Source organism: Erysipelatoclostridium sp. MSK.7.34, assembly GCF_019041935.1.
GTDB lineage: Bacteria > Bacillota_I > Bacilli_A > Erysipelotrichales > Coprobacillaceae > Thomasclavelia > Thomasclavelia ramosa.
This window is the reverse complement of record NZ_JAHPYJ010000034.1, coordinates 1-23,045: the sequence shown is the minus strand read 5'-3', so window position 1 is coordinate 23,045 and position 23,045 is coordinate 1. Positions and strand designations below refer to the sequence as shown.

The following is a 23,045-nucleotide window of genomic DNA, read 5'->3' as shown; positions in this document are numbered from 1 at the left end:
GCTGACCCTCTGCTTGTAAGGCAGATGCTCTCCCAACTGAGCTAAACCTCCAGTGTCTCGTTGACTGCCATATAAATATAACAATTATCAAACAAAAGGTCAACACTTTTTTGCAATTTTTTTAATTTTTTCTGTTAAAACTCATTTTATAATGAGCATTTATTAAATAGATAAAATATCCTCATATAACTATTCATATTGGAAACAACTTGAAATCTAATCACTCCATAAATTTTAGAGATAGGTAAAATAAAAATTTATAACTATATTTGACTTAACTGTTTTTTGATAAAATCCTAGACTGAACAGATTAATAAAAATACTCAGCATGATAATACTAAATATGTTAAAAATGAAAAAGTAATCTAATCATTTACTTGCTTAGCTATTTTTCAATAATCAATACTCCTTTTAATTGAATATCTTGCCAAAAATAAGTCTTTAATTAAAAGTTTTAGGAAAAACTGCGCACGTGTATGCATTGAAAGCTCTAAACAAAATAAACAATTCATTATAACACTAAAAGAAATTTACAAACCAACATATGTAAGCGCTCTTTTTTATTATTATATTACAATAATTTTTTCTGTCATTATGATAAAATAAAAGAAAGAAGTTCATTTATAGAAAGGTGGTATTTTATGAGAACTTATCATGCGAACGAAATCGGAAATGTTGCTGTCTTGGGGCACTCTGGATGCGGTAAAACAAGCATCGTTGAAGCAATGGCATATCGCAGCGGCATCATTAATCGAACCGGAAGTATTAGCGAAGGCAATACTTTAAGCGACTATAGTGAAGAAGAAATAAAACGTCAGTCATCTGTCAATTTAGCTGTTATTCCTGTTGAATGGAATAACTGTAAAATCAATTTAGTTGATGTTCCAGGAATTTTTGACTTTGTTGGTGAATGCGAAGCAGCTCTAAGTGTTTGTGAATCAGCTTTGATCGTCGTTCCTTCTTCAGCGGGAATCAGTGCCGGTACAAAACAAGCGATGTTTAGAGCTAAAGATAAAGCCAAAATCATCTATATTAACGGATTAGATAACCCTAGCAGTGACTATGCAACTAAACTGCAACAATTAAAGGATACGTATGGCAAAGCCATTGCTCCCATCCAAGTACCAATCATGGATAATAATAAAATGGTCGGTTATGTTAATGTAGCTAAAATGGAGGGACGAATTTTTGATGGAGAGCAAACCAAGGCAACTGATATTCCTATTGAATTGATGGAACAAGTTCGGCCAATTAAAGAAATGATTGACGAAGCCGTTGCTAATACCAGTGATGAACTATTAGAAAAGTATATTAATGAAGAACCATTTACGAAAGAAGAAATTTCCTGGGCACTTCGTAAAGGGGTAATGGAGCGCACTCTTATTCCCGTTTTATGCGGAACTGATCAAATTGGTATTCAAATTATTTTAAATTCAATCGTTGCATTCTTTAGCGCTGCTGGTGACATGACAAATTCATTAATCGTAAAAAATATCGACACTGATGAAGAAGAAATCATCGGTTATGACGAAAGTCTTCCTGCAAGTATTTTTATCTTTAAAACAATTGCAGATCCTTTCATCGGCCGAACTACATTGTTTAAGGTCGTTACCGGAACCCTTTATAGCGGTAGTTCATTATATAATGTAAAAGAAAAAGAAGTCGAACGAATCGCTAAACTATATCAACCTAGGGGGAAAGATTTAATCGAGGTCGATTGTCTTCATGCTGGTGATATTGGCGCAGTTACAAAACTTAGTTATTCAAAAACTAATGATACATTGTGCATTGCTGGTTATCAAATTATTGTTCCAGAGATTGAATTTTCAACTCCATATTACGGTAAAGCAATCGTTCCCTTAGGTAAAAGTAATGAGGAAAAAATTGCAAATGCAATTAATAAACTCTTAGAAGAAGACCCTACTTTAAAATTCGAAAGTAATCCTGAAACAAAACAACAATGCATCTATGGAATTGGAGACATTCATTTAGATATGATGTTAAATAAATTAAAAAGCAAATTTAAAGTCGAAGCGACTTTAGAAAATATCAAGATTCCATATCGAGAAACAATTAAAAAGAGCATTACCCAAAGAACCAGATTCAAAAAACAATCAGGTGGTCATGGCCAATTCGGCGAAGTCGAAATTACTTTCGAGCCTACCTACGATTACAGTCAATCATATCTTTTTGAAGAAAAAGTATTTGGCGGTGCAGTTCCTAAATCTTATTTTCCTGCAGTTGAGAAGGGATTAATGGAAAGCGTTAAAAGTGGTGTTTTAGCCGGTTACCCTGTTTTAGGCATTAAAGCTACTCTGATTGATGGTGCCTATCATAACGTTGATTCATCGGAAATGGCCTTTAAAACTGCAACTGCAATGTGCTTTAAAGAAGCTATCCTAAAAGCAAGTCCCGCCTTATTAGAGCCATATATGAAAATGAAGGTGGTCGTTGATGAACAATACACTGGTGACATCATGAGTAACTTTAATACTAAACGTGCTCGGGTAATTGGCAGTGATGTTTTAAATGACGGTCTAATCAAAATCGTTGCAGAAGCACCAATGAGTGAAGTGATGAATTATGCCGTTGATCTACGTTCAATCACACAAGGTCAAGGTGTCTTTGAAATGGAATTTTTAGATTATGAATTTGCTAGCGATAACATAGTTAAAGCAGTTCTCAATAAATAAAATGTCGAGCATATCTTCAATGATATGCTCGATTATTTTATCTAATCCCTTTTATTAAAAAGTTAAAAATGGTATTATTAAAACATATTAGGAGGTATAGTGATGAACGTACTTGTTTGCGGTGGAACCGGATATATCGGGAGCCACATTTGTGTAGAATTATTAAATGCTGGTTATGAAGTTACTGTGATTGATGACTTCTCTAATTCAAGACCTGAAGTATTGGGGTATATTAAACAAATCACTGGTAAAGAAGTAAAATTTTATGAATTTAATATTTTAGATGAGGAAAAAACTGAAGCTGTCTTTAAGGAAAATAAACTTGATGCCGTAATTCATTGTGCAGCATTTAAAGCTGTCGGAGAATCTGTTGAAAAACCAATTGAATATTATACTAATAACTTAACAACAACTTTGATCGTTAGTAAAATGATGAAAAAATATCATGTTAATCAAATTGTTTTTTCATCTAGTGCTACAGTTTATGGTGACCCAGAAACCGTTCCAATTACTGAAGATTGTAAGTTAGGTGAAACAACTAACCCATACGGTACTAGCAAAGCAATGATGGAAAGAATTTTAACTGACGTTCAACATGCATGCCCAGAAATGTCAGTAACATTGTTACGTTACTTTAATCCAATCGGAGCCCATGAATCTGGATTGATTGGTGAAGATCCTAAAGGGATTCCTAACAATTTAATGCCATATATCATGAAAGTTGCAACTGGTGAATTAGAATGCTTAGGTGTATTTGGTGATGATTATGATACACATGACGGAACTGGCGTTCGTGATTATATTCATGTTGTTGACTTAGCTAAAGGGCATGTAAAAGCAATTGAACATTATGCTAATCCTGGAGTCCATATTTGTAATCTTGGTACAGGTACAGGATATAGTGTTCTTGATTTAGTTAAAGCTTTCGAAAGAGTCAATAATGTAAAAGTTAAATACGTTATTAAAGATCGTCGTCCTGGGGATATCGCTACTTGTTATGCTAATCCTGCTCGCGCCAAGGAAGAGCTTGATTGGGTAGCTACCAAAGGAATTGACGAGATGTGTCGCGACACTTGGAATTATGCTTTAAAACATAAATAAGTTTAACTATGGGATATGTCACATCATATCCCTTTATTATATATTGTTTTTAGCTGAAATATTTGTTATTATATAAAGGTATATTATGGAGGCTAATCATGGAAAAAGTAAAGAAATTGTGGAAAGAAATTAGCATCTTTGGAATCGTATTAGTAGTGTTCATTGGATTATTTGTATATCGGAAAATAACCCATGTTGAATACACAACGATTACTCAAAGTGCATTAGTAGAAAAAGTTAAAGATAAGGATAGTTTTGTCGTAGTTATCGGAAATAATAGTGATAATACAACATTATCATATCAACAAACCATGACCACATTTGTAGAAAAAAATCGTAGTAAATCTCTATACTATGTAGACGTTTCTGGTGACAGTGATTATACTACTTGGCTAGAAGAAAAACTCGATATCACTGATGGTACGGTACCACAAACATTAGTATATGAAAAAGGAAAAGTCAAAACAGCTAAGACTGGTGCTTTATCATATTACCGATTAAGTCAATTGTACAAATAAAAAACAGCATAATGATGTATCTATTATAGTCAGTCTCTCGCTAACATTTAGATTTTACATCATTGTACTGTTTTTTTATTTTATATATAAACGGTCAACTCGTTTAGTAATCAAACAAATTATTTCATAAGGAATCGTTTCAAGTTCTCTTGCCATGCTCGCTAAACTTATATGCGCTCCAAAAATCTCTACCTTATCCCCTTCTTTAATCGTTTCATCTACCCGAACCATTATTTGATCCATGCAAACACGACCAACAATTTCAAAATATTTACCATTAATATAAACGTTCCGCCCCTGATTTTTACGAATCAATCCATCAGCATAGCCAATTGGGATCGTTGCTAAATATTCATCTTCATCAGCAGTGTAAGTCAAGCCGTAACCAACTCGGTCACCAGCTTTAATTTTTTTAATCAGAGCAACTTTAGAATATAAAGACATTACCTGTTTAAATTCCTTTGTTTCATTACCAGCTGGATCGATCCCATACATAATAATTCCAATTCTCCCTAAATTAGAACGATCATCATGATGATAAGCCATTGCCGCACTATTACAACAATGAATATATTTAAATTTATGATCAGCTACTAAATCATAAAAAAGTTCTCTTTGCTGGTCAAAAGCTGCCTGTTCACCATCAGCTGTTGCATAATGCGTAAAAATTCCTTCTAAGATAAACTTATTGTAATCAATAGTATTTAACATCTCATCCAACTGTGCTTTGCTAGTTAAGCCAATACGATGCATTCCCGTATCTAATTTAATATGGATTTTCAACGGCTGTTGATCTATCAATGTTTCTAGATGATGCATGTAATCCAAGGAGATCATTGTTAAAGAAATATCATATTTAATTGCTAAATCAATTTCTTCCTTAGAAGTTGGAACAGCTCCTAAAATTAAAATTCCTTTAGTAATACCTAATTCACGTAACTCAATTGCTTCCGGTAAGGTTGCTACTGCAAACATCTCAAGATATTCAATATCTTTAATATATGTGGCCACTTCTCGATATCCATGACCATAAGCATCCGCTTTAATTACCGCCATTAACGGACGTTTAAATTTTTTATATGTTGTTTCAATATTTTCTTTTAAATATTTTAAATTAATTTCTGCATATGTATCACGATGTAAACTCATATGACACCTCCATCTTGTCTAAGTATAATCCAATCTAATTGATAATTCAAATATTTTCATAATTATGTATTAGAGGCATTTTGCCTCTATTTTAAACTCGATGTCTGCATACTACTGATTACATTGACCATTTCATCTTTATTTAAATCTTGAGAATACAATTTGCATAAAACACCTGATTTCATCATCATTAATTGACCATCATTATAAAATGCCACACCATCAACAAGATCAATTACTTCACCACTTACCGTTTCAACTGCAACTTCTTCACTAGCAGTTACCGGTGTTTCAATTACTGTAAAATTCTTATCTCCAGTGAATTTTAAAATATGGTTAGTTGTCCCATCAATCGTTGAAACTTTTTCACTATCTAAAGTGCTTCCCATTAAGGCAACTGGATATAATGGTAACTCACTAGAAACATTAGAATACTCATTAGTACTCTTTTCTAAAACCTTCTTCTCATTAAAATTATCTTTTCCCAATTTAACATCTGTCTTAAAATCAGTAAAATCAGCGGTAATTATTTCAGCTTCGTCTTTATCTAAAACGGTTACTTGCTTTGGCGCTAATGATTTATCAAAAATAATTTCTTGAGCTACCACCCGTGAATCATTTGGATAAGTCACTTCACATTTAACTTGATAACCTGTTTTTATTTTTTCCACTTCGCCTTTTTCTAATAATTCAATTAGAGATTGATAGATGTATGGTTTTGGGGAATTATTCGGCCACTCACTTTGAAATTTAAAGATTTGATTTAAAGTTGGTGTTAAAACAAAAACACCATCAGGGTTCTTAACAATGATTTGTGATTGATTCAATGATTTATCATATAATTCTACTTTATAATATTCATTCTTTTTTTCTTTTAAATAACTAACATTGACTAGATAACTTTTAAGTTCATCATTTTCAACCATTTCCATATTACAAGTAAGTGCATATTTATCATAAGCCTTAACCTTTTCAATCACCTTATCTAAAGAACTATCTTTCATTTTAAAGAAAGTTAACGCTGCGATTACTATCACAACTGCCGCGGCAATACCAATATATATTTTTTTCAAATTTACACCCCCAATAATAAATATGTTTAAAAATAAATATTATGTATAAAGATATTTCTAATGGATACACTTTAATAAGGAGGATGAAGATAATGAATATATTACAAAAAATTTCATTAGTATTAACAATTATCGGAGCGATAAACTGGGGCTTAATCGGTTTATTCAATTTCAACCTAGTTGATTCTCTATTTGGTGTTGATAGCTTTTTATCAATGTTAATATATATTTTAGTTGGTATTGCCGGTATTATTAATATTATGCTACTATTTACTGATTTAGATACAAAATAAAAGAGTAGTAATCTACTCTTCAATTATGAATGGAGTCATTTCTCCATTTTTTTTATTTATTCTAATTCTATTTTTAACCATTTTTAACATTGGAATATCGTGCATTGAATCAGAATAAGCATATGAATTTTCATAGTCTATCTCAACCCCTAATTTCGCTATAACCGCAGTTAACCGTGTTACCTTTTCTTCGTTTTTACAATTATTACCAATCATTCGACTTGTATATTTGCCTCCGATTACCTCTGTTTTCGTTCCTAATATCCCATCTACCGGCAGATCACAAAATCTTAAGTAACCTTCAATCGATGCTGAACAGATATAAACAAGATAACCGTCATTTTTTTTATCTTTTAATTCTGCAACTACATTAGGATAATATTTAGGAATAAGACATGTTTGATAAAAATCATTAAGCTCTTCATCACTTAAATTATCCATTGGAAACAACCAGGCACTTTTAGCCGTTTGAAATTTTACTAACCCAATTATCGATAAAGGAAAAGCAACTGCTACCTTTAGCAGTCTAAATACTGCTAAAGGATGTTTTTTTAAATAATATTTTAATAGTGCTCTTCCTGAATCACCATGAATCAAAGTATCATCATAATCAAAAAACGCAAACTTTTGCTTCATTAAGCAATCTCCAAAGCAATTTCCATCATCGCTGTAAATGTCTTTTCTCTTTCCTCAGGGGACGTTTCTTCATTTGACACCAATGAATCAGATACTGTTAACAATGTTAAAGCACGCTTATTTAAATAGGCTGCAGTAGCAAATAAAGCATATGATTCCATTTCTACTCCAAGACAACCCATTGATGCCCATTTTTCAACTGAACCTTGATCAGCATGATAAAAAATATCTGATGCTAAAACATTACCAACATGGTAAACAACGTCTTTTTCTTTAGCTTTATTAACTGCCCGCTCTAATAAAGCATAACTAGAAATAGCACTATAAGTACCCGGTAATTCATATTGATGAGCAAAATTAGAATCCGTACAGCACCCTTGAACAATAATAATATCTCTTAAATGCACATTTTCTTTAAAAGAACCACATGAACCGATCCTTATAATATTTTCTACATCATACTGACTAAATAATTCATAACTATAAATTCCAATCGATGGCATCCCCATTCCCGAACCCATGATTGATACTTCTTTTCCTTTATAAGTTCCCGTATATCCGAACATATTACGAACTGTATTAAACTGTTTTACATTCTCTAAATAAGTTTCTGCTAAAAATTTTGCTCTTAAAGGATCTCCCGGCATCAATACTGTTTTTGCTATTTCTCCTTTGGTCGCTTGATTATGTGGTGTGGCCATATTTATTCCTCCTTTACCTTTCCATCTCTTAAATAATAATACGTATCAATCTCTCCAGGTTCATTTAATTCTTCACCTTTTATTGCTGCTATTAGATTTTCTAAATAATCATCAACATCACTAACTCCTAATTGAGCATAATATCCCTCAAGAACTAAAAAAGGACCAAATCCATAATCATCTTGATTAAAATCAATAATGCTATTGATTACTTCATCATAGGCAGCCTTTACTTCTGTAAGAGTCTCTGTATCATCCATATCATATTCAATAATTTTCATATGATCACCAAACTCTTCTTTTATTAAAGGTAAACCATTTTTTGTGAAGTTCTCACAATTAGGACACCCTTCTAAATAAAAGTACTGTAATGTATATGTTTCTGTATAAACATTCTTTTCCTTTTTTTGACAACCAAATAAACTTACAGTGAGTACCAAGGTTATCATGATTTTAAATATTTTTTTCATATTACACCTCACTCGTTATTATAACCCAAAATTATCTAAATGTATACTAATGCAAAAAGCATCTACTCATTAAGAATAGATACTTTTTTAATTATCTTTAAAATAATAGTATTTTTCGATTTTTTCTGGTGCCATCAATTTCTCACCACTAACTGCTCTAATTAAATTATTTAAAAATTTTTCAATATCATAAACTCCTAATTGAGCATAATGATTCTCGAGGACTAAAAACGGCCCAACACCATATTGATCATAATCAAAATCCTGAAGCTGTTCAAGATCATGATCATAAGCTTTTTTAACTTTATCAAACGAAGTTGCATCATCCATATTATATTTAACGATCTTCATATGTTTTCCAAATTCTTTTTCGATTAGAGGAATCCCTTTTTTTGTAAAAAATTCACAATTAGCACAACCTTCAATATAATAATACCGCAAAGTATATGTTTCATGATACTTATCTTGACATCCTAGTAAACTAGTAACAAAGATAACAATCACTAATATCTTTAATATTTTTTTCATTGCTCATTATCATCAAAACTCTTTTTCTGTCATAATTTTACAACTAATCAAATACGATATTATCCCCGCACCAGCAACCATTAAGAGTAAAATCATCAACAACCCGCTTAATCCAATCGTGCTTAATGCATCAATCATCGCAAATACATCAATTCCAAAATTTGAAAGAACTGACACAACTAAATAGCCAATTGCAAAAGCACCACCCATAACTAACAGCATTGCTACATTTCCTTTACTTTGACCAAATTTAAGTTGAACTGGAATTATTATTAAGACCATCATTAATGCCACTAACAAGATCATTGCCGCAGTTAAAAACCACTCCAAAATAATAACCTCAGTTCCTTGAATAAAAACAACCACTATCGATAAAATTGTAGCTGCCAGCCATGCCCCGGTCGCCAAAGTAGCTGCAAATAAATATTTTTCTTTGACATATCCAGTTCTTGTCACTGGTAAAGTAAAGAGAAACGCATTACCATTATTAAATTCATCATAACTAATACTGCTTATAACGAACATTGCGGCAATAAAAGTAGCATAACTAATTACAAAAAATATATTTGTCTGGGTAACCGCAAAAAATATTGCCATTGCTGCAATTACGATAAAAAACATCTTTTGATTCATCATTAATTTAAAATCTTTAATATATAGGCCTTTCATTATTTTTCACCCCTAATCATTAATGTCATTACCTCATCAATACTACTTTTTTCAATAACCACGTCAGGATAATTTTCTAAATAAAATTGTTTCTGATTAGTTAAACAGCGGTATCCAAAACTTTCTTTCTTTTGACAAAGCAAATATTGTTTATCTAATTCATAAAACTGTTCCTCATCAACTTTCAAAATCGCATAGTCACTTAATAATACATCTGTTTCTTCATGCATAACAATTTTACCCTGATCAATCATATATAAATCATCACATAGTCCTTCTAAATCACTGGAAATATGAGAACTAATAATGATTGCACAATCTTCATTTTGTTCCATATAATCACGAAGCATATCCAGCAATTCATCTCGCACAATAACATCTAAGCCTGCTGTTGGCTCATCTAAAATCAATAACTTACTTTGGTGTGATAAAGCAATCAAAACTTTTAATTTTACTTTCATTCCCGTTGAAAATTCTTTGATTTGTTTGTTTAATGGTAATTCAAAATGACGAACTCTTTCAATAAACATCTGTTTATCAAAATGACGATACAGTGATTCCATAATAGGGATGATATCTTCAATCCTCAGATATTCACTAAATCCCGAATCCGATAACACGACCCCAATATTTTGTTTATCTTCTATACTTAATCTTTTAATATCTTTGCTAAATAATTTAACAGTCCCACTATCTACTGAAATCAGACCCAAAACAGCTTTAAAAGTAGTACTTTTACCAGCACCATTTTGTCCGATCAGCCCAGTAACACAACCAGCCTTAACTTCTAAAGAACAATTAAGCTTAAAACGTCCATAATCTTTTTGCACATTAATTAGTTCTAACATATCTTATTCCTCCATAATCAAATTAAATAAAGCTTTTATCTCATCGTCGTTCATCCCGTAACGTCTTCCTTTATCAATGGTACTTTCCAGTTCAGTTTCGACTTCTTTGCGCCGCTCCTCCAACAACAACTCTTGATTCGCCCCCTTTACATAAGTACCTTTGCCATGAATCGTTGCTGTAAATCCTTCTGCTTCAAGATGATCATACGCCTTTTTAACTGTTAATGCGCTTATCTTTAATTCTTTTGATAACGCACGAACTGATGGTAATACATCATTTTCATGCAATTGACCATTTATGATTTGAGCTTTTATTTGTTCAACAAGTTGTTCATAGATTGGCTGCATCGATGAATTATTTATGATAATCTTCATCTTCTCCCTCCTCTTCACAAACAGTATATAACAGCGTATAACTGATTGTCAACTGTTATATGCTGTTATAAAAAAAGATAAGGACCCACAATGTGAGTCCTTATCGCAAGGAGAGAGAGTTTTATCTAACAATCACAAAATTTTCTTTTTCTTGATCCAATCCATCCTAATCCAGCTAATACAAGTATACCAAACATACCCGTGATATTTACATCATCACTAGTCTTAGCTGCTTCAACTACTTGTCCTGGAATAGTCTGTTGACCACTATTATCTGATGGTATTTGCTCATCAGGATCAACTGGTTTAACATCTGGTTCGATGTCCTTAACTTCAACCGTTCTTCTAAATTCTACTTCATTACCTAAAGCATCAGTTATTCTGTAAATAACTTCATAACTTCCCGCTTTACTTGTATCAACACCATCACTAATTACAATAATATTTTTAGTAATATCCGTACCATCAACATCTAAAACTTGTATACCAGCTAATGGATCAAATTTATCGCCAACTGTTAATACTTTATCTTCAACAATTAATTTTGCAGGTTCAACTACTTTAACTGTAAATTCTTTACTTGTTTCATTACCAGCTTCATCACTTACAGTCACTGTAATCGTATAAGTTCCTGCAACATTGTAATTATATTCGCCACTAATTGTTACTTTATCTAATAAATCACCATCAACATCATCAGTAACTATTAATCCTAGTAAATCTTTAATATCTGTTGCATCATTTACATAGATAACTGCATCATTACCCGTAATTTCTGGAGCAGTGACATCCTGTTCCCCTTTAAATGTTAATTGGAAATTACGATAATTAAAGCCGTCTAGATCATCATAAATACGAATAAATTGTTTACCAGCTTCTAATTTAATTTGAATCGTGTCACTATCTTTCCAATTTGACCAGCCACCAGAATTCTTTAAAGTAACTTCACCCAAAGTAGCAGTTATTTTTCCATCTACTGTCATGATAACAGCTTTAGTATCGCCACCGCAATCATGACTATAATTAACCTTTACATCGTATAATCCTGCCGTCTTTACATCAAGATAATAATCTTGATAAGCTCCTGCAGATCCAAAACCAATATTTTTAGTTGTTGAACCTTCAATCCCCCAACCAATTTCTTTAGAACCATCAACTACCTTGTCAGCCGTTATCGTCGTTGTTTGATCAAGCGTATCACTAACTTCAATTGCTTGAGTTAATTTTTCGATTTTTAAATTAGTTAATTCAAAACCAGCACTATTAACTTCAAATCTTAAAGTCTGTTCACCAGCTTTTAAATTCAACATCTGTGCATAACCTTGTGCATTTCCCCAATATTTACCAAAAGAAACACTGCCAAGATTATCAGTAGCCAATCCTAAACCACCACTTAGTTTTAAACCATTAGTAATTGCTTCACTATCTTTAATCTTATATGTCAATACATAATTTCCTTCTTCTTTAATATTCAAATAGAAGTCAATATAATCTCCCTTAGCACCATTAACCAAAGTACCTTTTTTACGATATGCATCACTTTCTTTTAATCCTACCGCAACATCACCAACATCAATACTATCTGGTAGATTATTTGTTTTTAATAATTTAAGATTTGCTGTTAAATCGACGTTGCCATCGCTATAACCGTTTGATTTTATACTAATTGTCCCTGCAACATCTTCATAATTAGTATTTTTACGTTCTAATGTTACTGTTACTTTGTTTCCATCAGCACTTACTTTTATCGCTTTAACAGTCATATAATTAGCTGCTTCTTCACTTAAAACAAGATCATTTACTTTTAAATCTTGATTGAATTTTCCGCCTTCAATCATTAAATCAAATTCAGTTGTTCCAAAAGCAAGATCACCAATATCTAATAATGTTTCGTCATCATCAACTGCAGCAATCATTACACTATCACTCAAACTATAACCAGTATCACCAATCTCACCAGCATCAACTTTAACAGTCACTGTAAGATTACTATCATAATCTACAACTTCATTACCTTTTAATATAATTACTGCTTTTGTATCATTTATTCTCTTTAAAGAATAAGTAATACCTGCAGGCAATCCTTCAACCACCCAATTAGCTTGATTTAAATCAGTTTCAAATTTTCCATCTTTTAAATTAACAGTAATTTCTTTACCAGCTAATTTACCTTCTTCTAATTCATCACTAGAAATTTGAATATATGAGCCAAACGATAATGCTTTCAAGTTAAAACTTACACCACTTTGTGGGACAAAACTAATTTGGCTTTCACCTTCAGGCAGATTAATCTCTACTACCCCAGTACTGTAAGTGCTATCGTTACCAGTACTAGAGAGTGTTGCTTCACCAATTGAAGCAGAGATACCATTTTGAATTAAATCCATCCAAAATTTTGCTTCTCCATCACTAGCATAGTTCATCTTCATTTGATAAGTGCCAGCTTTTTGTACATTAACCCGATAATTAACTCGGTCGTACTCACCAAAGAAACCAATATTTCCATCTTCTACAATAATTCTTTCACCGTAACAGTAATCTGTAGCACTAATGTACCCAGGCACATCATGGCTGTATTTTGTCTTATTGATCTTAATTTCACTTAGATTCATACCGCCATCTGGCAATTCGATCGTTAGAGTTTGAATTCCTTTTTCCAGATTTGCTTGAGCTTGGATATAACGGTAATCTTGCCATTCACCACCCCAGAAATTAAATCTTTGTGCCACAGTAGTACCAACAACTGTATCACCTGATTTAACGTTTACTGTTTTATTTTCCCAATCTTCACCAGAAGCAACTTTAATCATAACATTATATGTTCCGGCTTCTTTTACATCAACCAAATAATCTATACTCGCATTTTTATTTACATAATCAATAATATGGTCTGTTGTATTAATATTAGCATTAGTAGCTGAACTACATTTATCAGCTGTGAATGTTCCTGGAACATCTAATGCATTTATTTCAATATCACTACCATCCCAAATATATGTTGCAACATTACCAGCCGGTAATACCGCATTAAATTGAGCACCCTTCATCATTACTTTGAATTTTTGATCAGTACCACTTCGGTTTGCAACAATCATAACAATTTTTCCTGTTTCAGGATCTTTAAACGCAACGTTTGTTACAGTTGAACTAGAACCATTATTTGTATCAACACGGACATATCCCGGTTTTACATATTTAGTAAATTGCGACATGATATATACTTCTGGAGTAGCCCAATATCTTTGAGGATTATTAGCATCCTGCACAAATAACGTTGGATCTGGAGTTCCAACCCAATGATGAGTTCCAACATTACTATCTAACATCGTAACCCAGCTATTATAACTTTCAGAACCGTTTCTTAACCAAGTAATAATATCATTAGCACCACTAGTACCCCATACTGATCTTTCCGTTAAGTTCATACTTAATTGATCTTTATATCTATCATAGAAAGAACCCATTGTTGAAGCATTACCACCATAAGGATGGAATGCAATACCATCAATATTTAATTGATCACCAGCTTCTTTAAAGAAATCAGCCATAAATTTATCAGCACCATCAAAATTATGATCAAACGCCCATAGTTTAACTTCTTTTTCATTATCCTTTAACACAGTGCTTTTCGCTAATTCAGCTTTGATTGCTTTAGCAATTTTTGCTTCTTGGGTTCCTGTCATTGCACAACTAGGATAATTAATTTCTAATAATGGCTCATTCTGAATCGTCATTGCATAGATAGGAATACCACATTTTTGATATTCTTCAACATAACGAACCATATATTTAGCTAAATCATCAATATAATCATCATTTAATTTACCACCCTTCAATAATAATTCATTATCCTCATATGAATTACTACTTGAAGTAGGTAACTTCATCCACCCTGGTGGTGTCCAAGATGAAGCAAAGAATTTCAGATTATCTTCTACTCCTAATTCTTTTGCGATAGCCTGCATCTCATTAATAACTTTAATAATTCCTAAATCTTTATCTTTTTGAATACTAAATCCTTTACCAGTAACATTATTCCAATCTGGTTTACCATCTAATTCTTTTCCTGTACCATCATAATAAGTGTAGAAGTCTTGTGCCGTAAAATCTGATGTTCCCACTGTTACCCGCATTAACGACATTCCCATACCATTAACAGGATCTAATAATCTTCTTAAGAAAGCTTGACGATTTTCATCAGTCATCTTTAATAAATTGTAAATTGTTGATTCTTCAATTGAAGTTCCCATTCCTAAAACACTTTGATATGTTTTTTGGTCATTTACAACAATTGTTGTTTGACTAGAATCATCTGCAACACGTAAATCAAGAGGATCTTTTGTTGCATTTTTATTAGAAATCTCAAATTCACCTTTATACCAAGCCATATCTTGTGAATTTTCAGAAGAAGACATGCTTACTTCAACTGCTCCTTCTTGTAACATTGCTCCAGTTCCCTCATTTGTTACTTCATCAGGAATGATTGGACCAACATAATCACCAGCTTTTTCAAAAATATAATAATCAATATTAAAATCTTTATCGCGTGCTACAAGTTTAAGTTCGTGTATCCCCGCTTTTAAACTAACCAAAGCTGTCATCTCTTGAGCTGTGAACTTAGTCCAGCTGCCCGTTGAAACAATTGGTGTACTTTTCTTTTCTAGTACCAATTCATCATCTAAATATAATTCAAATGCTCCATCAATTGTCGCTGCATATTCACGTGCTGCTTGAACAGTTAATTTATATGCTGCTTGTTCTGGCACATTAATTTTATAAGTCATATGCCGTCCATCTTGTAAATACCCTACAGTTGTACCATTATTTTCTAACTTAATTTCACTGTGTGCATCCACAAACGCCTCGGCTTCTAATTTTCCATTAGTTTTCGCTAAATCTATCACATTAGGATCAGCTGGTGCTGTAAAATCACCGGTTTTTTGAGCTTTTTTCAATCCATATCCAACCGGATATAATACTTTGCTTGAATCATCATACTTACTAGTAATATCTTGAGGATACCATGTCCAAGTAATTGGATTTGTTCCTACAAAATCTTTATCACCTAATAGTACATCAGCAACCCCATCACCTTCACTACCTGGTAACCATGCATTAACAATCCCTTTGATATGATCATCATTAACATAATCAGCCATTGCAATTGGTCGCCCTGTTGTTAAAACTAAAATAATCGGTAAATCAGGATGACTATTTTCAATCCGTTTAATTGTACTAATATCATTAGCTGGTAATTTTAATTGTCCAGCACTGCGATCACCATTACTTTCAGCATATGGGTCTTCACCAACTACAACTATTGCTGCATCAACTTTATTGTCCGAATTTGTAAATACACCATTAGCATTATAGCTGATTGTTCCACCCTTTTTATCCATCGCTGCTTTTAAACCACTGAAAATAGTTGTACCAGGTGTTGTATTTCCAGTTGCCCCTTGCCAAGTAATTGTCCAACCACCACATTGTTTACCAATGTCATCACCAGCACTACCAGCAACCACGATATTATCCATATCTGCTAAAGCCTGCATCACTGTTTTACCAGCATTAACTTCATCATTTTTTAATAAAACTAAAGATTCGCTAACTGCTTGTTTAGCTAATGCCCGATGTTCACTACCACCAAATTTAGCTTGATCTGCCTCATCAGCATATGCTTTTGAAGGATTATCTAAAAATCCTAATTCTTCTTTAGCAGTTAGAATTCTTGCAACTGCATCATTTAAGCGTTCTTCACTAATTTTTCCTTCATTAACAGCTTCAACTAAAGCATTATATAAATTTTTCCAGCGTGGTGTTGAACCATCTTTTTCTGCTACCATCAAGACGTCAACACCAGCATTGATACAAGCAATTGCCTTATCTTTATAAGTTGCTTGATTCTCAATTTGATCAAGACCGTTATAATCGCTAATAACAATGCCATCAAAACCAAGATTTTCTTTTAATAACGTTGTAACAACGTCCTTATTTCCATGACATCTTTTACCATTGATACTATTATAGGTAACCATAATTGATTTAGTTCCTTGTTTAATAGCTTCTTTATAAGGTGTTAAAAGTTCCTTAACCATTGGATTATTCATATTTGCATTGATTAGATCTTGATAATCAGCATCACTAAGCTCTACATTACCTTGGTTAGCTCCATTAGTAGTTAATCCTTCTCCTAAATAATGTTTTGCTGACGATAGAGTATCACCATCACTTTCAATTCCTTTAATATATGCAGTACCTAAATTAGTTACCCGTTCAACATCATCACCAAAAGTTTCATATGTACGCCCCCAACGTTCGTTATGAGGTACACCTAATGTTGGTGTAAATGTCCAGTTGGCTCCCATTGCTCTAACTTCACTTGCAGTAGCCTCCCCAATTTGTTCAACTAATTGAGTATTATTAGCTGCTGCCAATCCAATGTTATGAGGATAGATAGTCGCTCCATACAAATTGTTATTTCCATGAACCGCATCTATTCCATATAACAATGGAATACCACCACTATCAATTACTGCTTTTTGATAACTATTTGCTGAAGTTACCCAATTACTTAATTCATTTCCACTAGTTGGTGCTGCTCCCCCACCACTAAGAATTGAACCAATCTTATACTCCGCCACTTCAGCTGGAGTGATCCAGCGAGTATCCGCCTGAATCATTTGTGCGACTTTTTCAACCGGTGTCATACTATCAATAATTCTTTGTACTTCGGCTGAAATCTTCGACTCTGCTTTAACCCCAATAGTTGATGAAACAACCATTAGAGCTACTAATGCTCCCTTCAATATTCTCTTCATCTTTTCTCCTCCAAATTTATTGGTACAAATTTATTATATTCCAATGAAGAATTAATGTAAAGCGCTTTCACAATAAAAATAGAATAAATTATATTCATACCAATAAATATTGTGAAACTTGACTAATATGATATAATGAGTTTTGAGGTGATTATATGTTAAAGTATGAAATGATTGTAAATGATCTTCAAAAAAGGATAATGAATGAAGAATTTGAAGAGACTCGAAAATTACCTACTGAAGAAAAACTGATTGAAGAATATGGGGTTAGTCGTAATACAATTCGTAATGCAATTAAAATATTAATGAATTTAGGCATTATTTATCCAGTTCAAGGAAGCGGGATGTTTGTTCGGGCCCCAAAGAAAAAAGGAACAGTGTATCTTAACTCGACCCGTGGGGTGACAATGGATAATCCCGGTAATAAAATCATTAATAAATTATTAGATATTCAAATAGTTGAAGCTGATGAAAAGTTAAGTGAACAGATGAACTGCAAAGTTGGAACTCCAGTTTATTACTTAAAGCGTCTTCGTATTGTCGACGGTATCCCATATGCTTTAGAGCGAACATATTATAATAAGGAAATCGTACCCTATTTAGGTAAGGAAATTGCTGAAGGATCAATTTTTAATTATTTAAAAGATGATTTAAAAATCTCTTTTGGTTTTGCTGATAAATATCTAACTGCAATAAAATTAAGCAAAGAAGATGCTGCTTTACTAGAACTTGAAGAAAATGATCCAGCCATTATGATCAATGATAATATTCATTTATCAAACGGACAGTTATTTAACACTTCAAATATCATTTATAATTATCAAACTACTAATTTCTATAGTGTTGCTAAATAGCAGAAATAACTGCTATTTTTTATTTCAATAATTTTGTTGAATAAAAATAATTTTTATAATATAATAGTAATAGAAAGGGTGATACTTATGGAATTTGAATGGTCAACTAATGATATTGCTAAAAAAACAGTTACTATCTACAGCACCAATCTAACATTAAATAAAGCAGCCTGTCGGCACTTTGAAGAAGTAGATTTTGTTTTATTAGGAATCGATCGAAATAAAAATGTTTTGGGAATTAAGCCAGTTGGTAAAAAAGAAATAAATGATGCGTTATATCCAGAAGATCAATTGCATAGAATTTCCATTGGAAAAAGCTACGGACGAATTTCAAATAAAAACTTTATTAGTGAACTATCAAAAGAATATAATTTAGATTTAGACAATAACAACTGTGTAAAGTATACTGCTAAGTTTGATGTAATACATCAGATTCTGTTAGTGGATCTTTAAGGAGGGGGATTATAAATGATACCTATTTGGTTAGGCATTATCATCGTAGCAATAATTGTTGAAATTATTACTATTGATCTAGTAAGCATCTGGTTTGCTGCAGGTGGTGTTGTTGCCCTAATTGCTGATTTATTAGGGGCTAGCCAAGCAATTCAAATTGCCTTGTTTGTAATTGTCACAACGATCGCAATCTTTGTTACAAGACCTATTGCTAAAAAATATTTAAGAACAAATATTGAAAAAACCAATTACGATCGTGTAATTGGTAAGCATGGGCTTGTAACTAAGACGATTACTGCAGATACTAAAGGTGAAGTAAAAGTTATGTCAACATCATGGCTAGCTGCAAGTGTTGATAATAACACTATTAACGAGGGTGAGTACTGCGAAATCATGGCAATCGAAGGAGCTCACTTAGTTGTTAAAAAAATAGAAGAATAGAGAGGGAAATATTATGGACGGAATTGTCGCTATTGTATTATGGGTTTTTCTAGGAATTATTGTAATTACGATCATTGCTTCAACAATTAGAATTGTTCCACAATCACGGGCATATGTCGTAGAAAGAATCGGAGCATATAATCGTACATGTAATGTTGGATTGCACATCTTGATTCCTTTCTTTGATCGAGTTGCCAATAAAGTTTCATTAAAAGAACAAGTTGTTGACTTCGCACCACAACCAGTTATCACTAAAGATAACGTCACGATGCAGATCGATACTGTTGTTTATTATCAAATCACTGATCCAAAACTATTTACTTATGGTGTGGATCGACCAATCAACGCAATCGAGAATTTAACAGCAACTACATTAAGAAATATTATTGGGGATTTAGAATTAGATGAAACTTTGACATCAAGAGATATTATTAACTCAAGAATGCGTAGTATTCTTGATGAGGCTACTGATCCATGGGGAATCAAAGTACATCGTGTTGAAGTTAAAAACATTATTCCACCTCGGGATATTCAAGAAGCAATGGAAAAACAAATGCGAGCTGAACGCGAAAGACGTGAAGCAATCTTACAAGCAGAAGGAAAAAAGACTGCTGCTATCTTAAATGCTGAAGGTGATAAAGAATCAATGATTTTACGTGCAACAGCAGATAAAGAAGCTAAAATTGCAATTGCTGAAGGAGAAGCAGAAGCATTAAGATTAGTTTATGAAGCCCAAGCCAAAGGTATCACATATATTAATCAAGCAAACCCAGACAGTGCATATGTAACATTACAAGGGTTTAAAGCCTTAGAAGAGTTATCTAAAGGTGAAGCCACAAAAATTATTATTCCTAGTGAGATTCAAGGTATTGCCGGTTTAGCTAGTTCTTTAAAAGAATTAGTAACTGATAAACCAAAAAAAGATTAATTAAACATTGTGGACGTCATATTACTGACGTCCTTTAAAACATTTATAAGCTATTTATTTCTTAACAAAAAGCAGCTATATAAATAATATAGCTGCTATAAAACTATTTAACTGTAATAATAACTCTTTGACAATGTTTCAACTGATGTTTACCATTATCTTGAACTTCTACGACCACATGAATAGTATCGCCATTTTCAGCATCCTTCGGTACCTCGTAATTCTTCGTAAAGCTCACCATCAATAACTTTACCATCTCCCATCAAAGCATAATTAGCCATTAAAGGGCCTTTATCTTTAACTAAATTTTCATAACTCTTAAAGTTTCATTTAATCATCCTCTTTACATCTATCCTTTCTCTTGTGAATATTCTAAGTATCTCAAAAATAAAAAATCTGAAATAATAAAGAAGTGGGCGGTACTACCATAAAGAATATCTGACATCCCTACTTTAAACGTTTCATATCTAAAAGTAATCATATCATCACAATACTTTGATAATAAAGTATTTCCAACCTTAGCAATTCCAATTCTTGGAATATGTAACCCTCGTAAAGCGCGTGCTAAAGTTACTGCTGTTTCATTATCGCCCGATAATGAAATAATAATAAACAAATCATTTTTAGTTACATTATTTAAGATTGTATCGATTTCCGTTCCGTTACCTACAGCATGAAAAACCTTGTTTGTATAAAGAAAAACCCGCCGCAGTTCACCGGCCATATTTGCTTGAACAACTCCAGTTCCATAAACAAAAACTCGTTCAGCTTTTTCAATCATTTCCATGATATTAGTTAAATCTCGATTTTTCATTCGTTCCATTGTTTCAATAAATTCATGATAAGTATCGTCTATAATTCGTGGTTTGAAATTTGGCTTTTGCGCCAAGTCCCATTTCAAATGCACCTTCAATTCACTAAACCCCTCAAGCCCCAGCTTTTTTGTAAAGCGTAAAATACTAGTATGCGATACATTGCAATTACGTGCTAGATCTTTAATCGAAATTCTTTGACATTCCCGTTTATGATGTAAAATATATTGCCAGATATATAAGTCATTTTCATTCAATTGATGGTAATTATCTTCTACTAATTTATCTAATGTCATTATTCATTTCCTCTACTTTTAGCATATTCAATATAATTGGCAATAATAAAATCAATTAAAATAAAATAGTTCCCCACCAGATCTTCACGACGCCCTTGATTTGTCATGACTGGTAATGTCTTTACATGCAGACTATAATCGGCCACATGAGATAAAGTACAATCATTATTAGCAATAATAGCCACAACAATGACTCCCTTAGCTTTTAAACGATAAACATAATCTAATAAGCGTTGATTTTCACCAGCATAAGAAATAGCAATAAAAACATCATTACTACCAAACAAATTAATATAAGCCTCAAAATCTGCTAATACATCAATGTCTAAAAATAACTTATTCACCATTGAAAATGAACGTTTTAAATGTTGCGCTGTATTATCTTGAATTACCCCAGTTCCATAAACATAAAGATTTTTAGCTTCATAAATACTTTGTACAATTTCTTTATAATGATAATCCCGATATTGTTCTAAAGTTTCTATATAATGATTAAAGATATTATCTGTTAAAGCATTTTTATCATTTTTTTGATTATCGATCCGTAAAAAAACTTTAAATTCAGCGTATCCTTTTAAACCCAGACGCTTAGAAAAGCGTAAAATAGTACTTCGTGAAACACTACATCTTAAAGCTAGTTCATCAATCGATAAACGCTCACACTCTTTACGATGATGAATAATATAATTCCATATATATAAATCATTATCATTAAGTTGTTGATAATTCCTATTAACTAGTTCTTCTAATTTCATATCATACCTCTACATGTATTATTATAACAATATTTTAAGTAAAACAAAATCAATAACTAAATTAGAAAAAATTTATCACAGTAAAGAAAAACCACATCAATTTGATGTGATTTTATTTGTATTCGATTAAAGGAGATTCTATTATATGAACATTTTCATTAATATTATATTTTGTGATTTCATGACCACCATTTTCAACAATAACTAACATTGTTATATCATTGATTCCTTTAGTCACAAAATCTGTTTTATCATAAGAAATTAATAATTCACCAGTTTCTACACTGTCACCGGCAGATACATGAGTGGCAAAACCCTCACCCATTAAATTAACAGTGTCTAAGCCAACATGAATTAATAACTCCATACCATCTTCGGTTTCAATCCCCAAAGCATGTTTCGTATTATCCATCACCATTGAGATTTTCCCATTACATGGCGCATAAATTTTACCATCATCTGGAATTACAGCAATTCCATCACCCATCATTTTTGTTGAAAAAACTTCATCTGGTACATCTTCAATGGCTACACTTTTTCCGTTAGCCATTGAAGATAGTACTTTATTTTGTTTTTCTTTCTTTTTAAATAGTTTTAACATCTTATTTCAATTCAGGCCAGAAATCTTTATTCG

At 32.4% G+C, this 23,045-nt stretch carries 22 protein-coding genes; 8 read left to right on the top strand and 14 right to left on the bottom strand.

Annotated features, from left to right (window positions below; all coding sequences use genetic code 11):
• Window positions 1-641 precede the first annotated feature (641 nt).
• The 3 genes from KTF99_RS15530 to KTF99_RS15520 all read left to right on the top strand — a co-directional run bounded on the left by KTF99_RS15530 (window position 642) and on the right by KTF99_RS15520 (window position 4,312).
• Entirely contained in the window at window positions 642-2,693 is a 2,052-nt protein-coding gene (locus KTF99_RS15530) for an elongation factor G (protein WP_029480897.1), read from the top strand.
• Window positions 2,694-2,795: 102 nt separating this feature from the next.
• A complete protein-coding gene (gene galE / locus KTF99_RS15525; RefSeq protein ID WP_003537357.1) occupies window positions 2,796-3,794 on the top strand; it encodes a UDP-glucose 4-epimerase GalE in 999 nt (332 codons plus the stop codon).
• Window positions 3,795-3,892: 98 nt separating this feature from the next.
• A complete protein-coding gene (locus KTF99_RS15520) occupies window positions 3,893-4,312 on the top strand; it encodes a hypothetical protein (RefSeq protein ID WP_003537356.1) in 420 nt (139 codons plus the stop codon).
• A 75-nt stretch (window positions 4,313-4,387) separates the two neighbouring features.
• Here KTF99_RS15520 and alr read toward each other — a convergent pair whose 3' ends face one another.
• Both alr and KTF99_RS15510 read right to left on the bottom strand, forming a co-directional pair.
• Complete coding sequence (alr, locus tag KTF99_RS15515; RefSeq protein WP_003537355.1) at window positions 4,388-5,461, bottom strand: alanine racemase; 1,074 nt, start codon at window positions 5,459-5,461, stop codon at window positions 4,388-4,390.
• Window positions 5,462-5,547: 86 nt separating this feature from the next.
• Window positions 5,548-6,534 carry a LolA family protein gene (locus KTF99_RS15510; protein WP_003537353.1) on the bottom strand — a complete coding sequence of 329 codons (987 nt, stop codon included), beginning with the start codon at window positions 6,532-6,534 and terminating at the stop codon, window positions 5,548-5,550.
• A 92-nt stretch (window positions 6,535-6,626) separates the two neighbouring features.
• Here KTF99_RS15510 and KTF99_RS15505 point away from each other — a divergent pair, with 92 nt between their 5' ends.
• A complete protein-coding gene (locus tag KTF99_RS15505) occupies window positions 6,627-6,827 on the top strand; it encodes a DUF378 domain-containing protein (protein ID WP_008791142.1) in 201 nt (66 codons plus the stop codon).
• Between the two features lie 12 nt (window positions 6,828-6,839).
• Here the strand turns inward: KTF99_RS15505 and KTF99_RS15500 are convergent, their stop codons facing one another.
• From KTF99_RS15500 to KTF99_RS15465, 8 genes are all read right to left on the bottom strand, one after another.
• Window positions 6,840-7,463 (bottom strand): HAD family hydrolase, encoded by a 624-nt coding sequence (locus tag KTF99_RS15500; RefSeq protein ID WP_003537348.1) that lies wholly within the window; start codon window positions 7,461-7,463, stop codon window positions 6,840-6,842.
• Window positions 7,463-8,164, bottom strand: coding sequence for a purine-nucleoside phosphorylase (deoD, locus tag KTF99_RS15495; protein ID WP_003537346.1), 702 nt, complete (start codon window positions 8,162-8,164; stop codon window positions 7,463-7,465). The genes KTF99_RS15500 and deoD overlap by 1 nt, the downstream gene beginning before the upstream one ends.
• A 2-nt stretch (window positions 8,165-8,166) precedes the next feature.
• Window positions 8,167-8,634: a hypothetical protein gene (locus KTF99_RS15490; RefSeq protein ID WP_003537344.1), complete on the bottom strand. Its 468-nt coding sequence runs from the start codon at window positions 8,632-8,634 to the stop codon at window positions 8,167-8,169.
• 87 nt (window positions 8,635-8,721) lie between these two features.
• On the bottom strand, window positions 8,722-9,162 hold the full coding sequence (locus tag KTF99_RS15485) for a hypothetical protein (RefSeq protein ID WP_008791140.1): 441 nt from the start codon (window positions 9,160-9,162) through the stop codon (window positions 8,722-8,724).
• A gap of 12 nt (window positions 9,163-9,174) precedes the next feature.
• Window positions 9,175-9,831, bottom strand: coding sequence for an ABC-2 transporter permease (locus tag KTF99_RS15480; protein ID WP_003537341.1), 657 nt, complete (start codon window positions 9,829-9,831; stop codon window positions 9,175-9,177).
• Window positions 9,831-10,679: an ATP-binding cassette domain-containing protein gene (locus KTF99_RS15475; RefSeq protein ID WP_008791139.1), complete on the bottom strand. Its 849-nt coding sequence runs from the start codon at window positions 10,677-10,679 to the stop codon at window positions 9,831-9,833. The genes KTF99_RS15480 and KTF99_RS15475 overlap by 1 nt, the downstream gene beginning before the upstream one ends.
• Window positions 10,680-10,682: 3 nt before the next feature.
• Window positions 10,683-11,054 (bottom strand): GntR family transcriptional regulator, encoded by a 372-nt coding sequence (locus KTF99_RS15470; RefSeq protein WP_029480898.1) that lies wholly within the window; start codon window positions 11,052-11,054, stop codon window positions 10,683-10,685.
• Window positions 11,055-11,179: 125 nt separating this feature from the next.
• Window positions 11,180-17,872: a glycoside hydrolase family 3 N-terminal domain-containing protein gene (locus KTF99_RS15465; RefSeq protein ID WP_029480900.1), complete on the bottom strand. Its 6,693-nt coding sequence runs from the start codon at window positions 17,870-17,872 to the stop codon at window positions 11,180-11,182.
• A 155-nt stretch (window positions 17,873-18,027) separates the two neighbouring features.
• Between KTF99_RS15465 and KTF99_RS15460 the strand changes: the two genes are divergently transcribed.
• The 4 genes from KTF99_RS15460 (at window position 18,028) to KTF99_RS15445 (ending at window position 20,548) form a co-directional block, all read left to right on the top strand.
• Window positions 18,028-18,726 (top strand): GntR family transcriptional regulator, encoded by a 699-nt coding sequence (locus KTF99_RS15460; RefSeq protein WP_003537337.1) that lies wholly within the window; start codon window positions 18,028-18,030, stop codon window positions 18,724-18,726.
• Between the two features lie 87 nt (window positions 18,727-18,813).
• Window positions 18,814-19,179: a hypothetical protein gene (locus KTF99_RS15455; protein WP_003537335.1), complete on the top strand. Its 366-nt coding sequence runs from the start codon at window positions 18,814-18,816 to the stop codon at window positions 19,177-19,179.
• A 15-nt stretch (window positions 19,180-19,194) separates the two neighbouring features.
• Complete coding sequence (locus KTF99_RS15450) at window positions 19,195-19,620, top strand: NfeD family protein (RefSeq protein WP_003537333.1); 426 nt, start codon at window positions 19,195-19,197, stop codon at window positions 19,618-19,620.
• 13 nt (window positions 19,621-19,633) lie between these two features.
• The gene (locus tag KTF99_RS15445; RefSeq protein WP_003537330.1) at window positions 19,634-20,548 is read left to right on the top strand and encodes an SPFH domain-containing protein; all 915 of its coding nucleotides are present in this window, start codon (window positions 19,634-19,636) and stop codon (window positions 20,546-20,548) included.
• Between the two features lie 103 nt (window positions 20,549-20,651).
• Here the strand turns inward: KTF99_RS15445 and KTF99_RS17455 are convergent, their stop codons facing one another.
• The 4 genes from KTF99_RS17455 to KTF99_RS15430 form a co-directional block, all read right to left on the bottom strand.
• Window positions 20,652-20,789 (bottom strand): hypothetical protein, encoded by a 138-nt coding sequence (locus KTF99_RS17455; protein ID WP_003537329.1) that lies wholly within the window; start codon window positions 20,787-20,789, stop codon window positions 20,652-20,654.
• Between the two features lie 108 nt (window positions 20,790-20,897).
• Window positions 20,898-21,656, bottom strand: coding sequence for a MurR/RpiR family transcriptional regulator (locus KTF99_RS15440; RefSeq protein WP_003537326.1), 759 nt, complete (start codon window positions 21,654-21,656; stop codon window positions 20,898-20,900).
• Window positions 21,656-22,411 (bottom strand): MurR/RpiR family transcriptional regulator, encoded by a 756-nt coding sequence (locus KTF99_RS15435; protein ID WP_003537324.1) that lies wholly within the window; start codon window positions 22,409-22,411, stop codon window positions 21,656-21,658. Before KTF99_RS15435 ends, KTF99_RS15440 begins: the two co-directional genes overlap by 1 nt.
• A gap of 112 nt (window positions 22,412-22,523) precedes the next feature.
• The gene (locus KTF99_RS15430; RefSeq protein ID WP_003537320.1) at window positions 22,524-23,012 is read right to left on the bottom strand and encodes a PTS sugar transporter subunit IIA; all 489 of its coding nucleotides are present in this window, start codon (window positions 23,010-23,012) and stop codon (window positions 22,524-22,526) included.
• Window positions 23,013-23,045 lie beyond the last annotated feature (33 nt).

Coding starts and splice junctions, on each gene's coding strand:
- KTF99_RS15475 (WP_008791139.1), bottom strand. CDS start 10,679: ATGTTAGAACTAATTAATGTGCAAAAAGATTATGGACGTTTTAAGCTT.
- deoD (WP_003537346.1), bottom strand. CDS start 8,164: ATGGCCACACCACATAATCAAGCGACCAAAGGAGAAATAGCAAAAACA.
- KTF99_RS15500 (WP_003537348.1), bottom strand. CDS start 7,463: ATGAAGCAAAAGTTTGCGTTTTTTGATTATGATGATACTTTGATTCAT.
- KTF99_RS15460 (WP_003537337.1), top strand. CDS start 18,028: ATGTTAAAGTATGAAATGATTGTAAATGATCTTCAAAAAAGGATAATG.
- KTF99_RS15445 (WP_003537330.1), top strand. CDS start 19,634: ATGGACGGAATTGTCGCTATTGTATTATGGGTTTTTCTAGGAATTATT.
- KTF99_RS15430 (WP_003537320.1), bottom strand. CDS start 23,012: ATGTTAAAACTATTTAAAAAGAAAGAAAAACAAAATAAAGTACTATCT.
- KTF99_RS15530 (WP_029480897.1), top strand. CDS start 642: ATGAGAACTTATCATGCGAACGAAATCGGAAATGTTGCTGTCTTGGGG.
- KTF99_RS15505 (WP_008791142.1), top strand. CDS start 6,627: ATGAATATATTACAAAAAATTTCATTAGTATTAACAATTATCGGAGCG.
- KTF99_RS15485 (WP_008791140.1), bottom strand. CDS start 9,162: ATGAAAAAAATATTAAAGATATTAGTGATTGTTATCTTTGTTACTAGT.
- KTF99_RS15470 (WP_029480898.1), bottom strand. CDS start 11,054: ATGAAGATTATCATAAATAATTCATCGATGCAGCCAATCTATGAACAA.
- galE (WP_003537357.1), top strand. CDS start 2,796: ATGAACGTACTTGTTTGCGGTGGAACCGGATATATCGGGAGCCACATT.
- KTF99_RS15440 (WP_003537326.1), bottom strand. CDS start 21,656: ATGACATTAGATAAATTAGTAGAAGATAATTACCATCAATTGAATGAA.
- KTF99_RS15490 (WP_003537344.1), bottom strand. CDS start 8,634: ATGAAAAAAATATTTAAAATCATGATAACCTTGGTACTCACTGTAAGT.
- KTF99_RS15435 (WP_003537324.1), bottom strand. CDS start 22,411: ATGAAATTAGAAGAACTAGTTAATAGGAATTATCAACAACTTAATGAT.
- KTF99_RS15450 (WP_003537333.1), top strand. CDS start 19,195: ATGATACCTATTTGGTTAGGCATTATCATCGTAGCAATAATTGTTGAA.
- KTF99_RS15455 (WP_003537335.1), top strand. CDS start 18,814: ATGGAATTTGAATGGTCAACTAATGATATTGCTAAAAAAACAGTTACT.
- alr (WP_003537355.1), bottom strand. CDS start 5,461: ATGAGTTTACATCGTGATACATATGCAGAAATTAATTTAAAATATTTA.
- KTF99_RS15520 (WP_003537356.1), top strand. CDS start 3,893: ATGGAAAAAGTAAAGAAATTGTGGAAAGAAATTAGCATCTTTGGAATC.
- KTF99_RS15465 (WP_029480900.1), bottom strand. CDS start 17,872: ATGAAGAGAATATTGAAGGGAGCATTAGTAGCTCTAATGGTTGTTTCA.
- KTF99_RS17455 (WP_003537329.1), bottom strand. CDS start 20,789: ATGGTGAGCTTTACGAAGAATTACGAGGTACCGAAGGATGCTGAAAAT.
- KTF99_RS15480 (WP_003537341.1), bottom strand. CDS start 9,831: ATGAAAGGCCTATATATTAAAGATTTTAAATTAATGATGAATCAAAAG.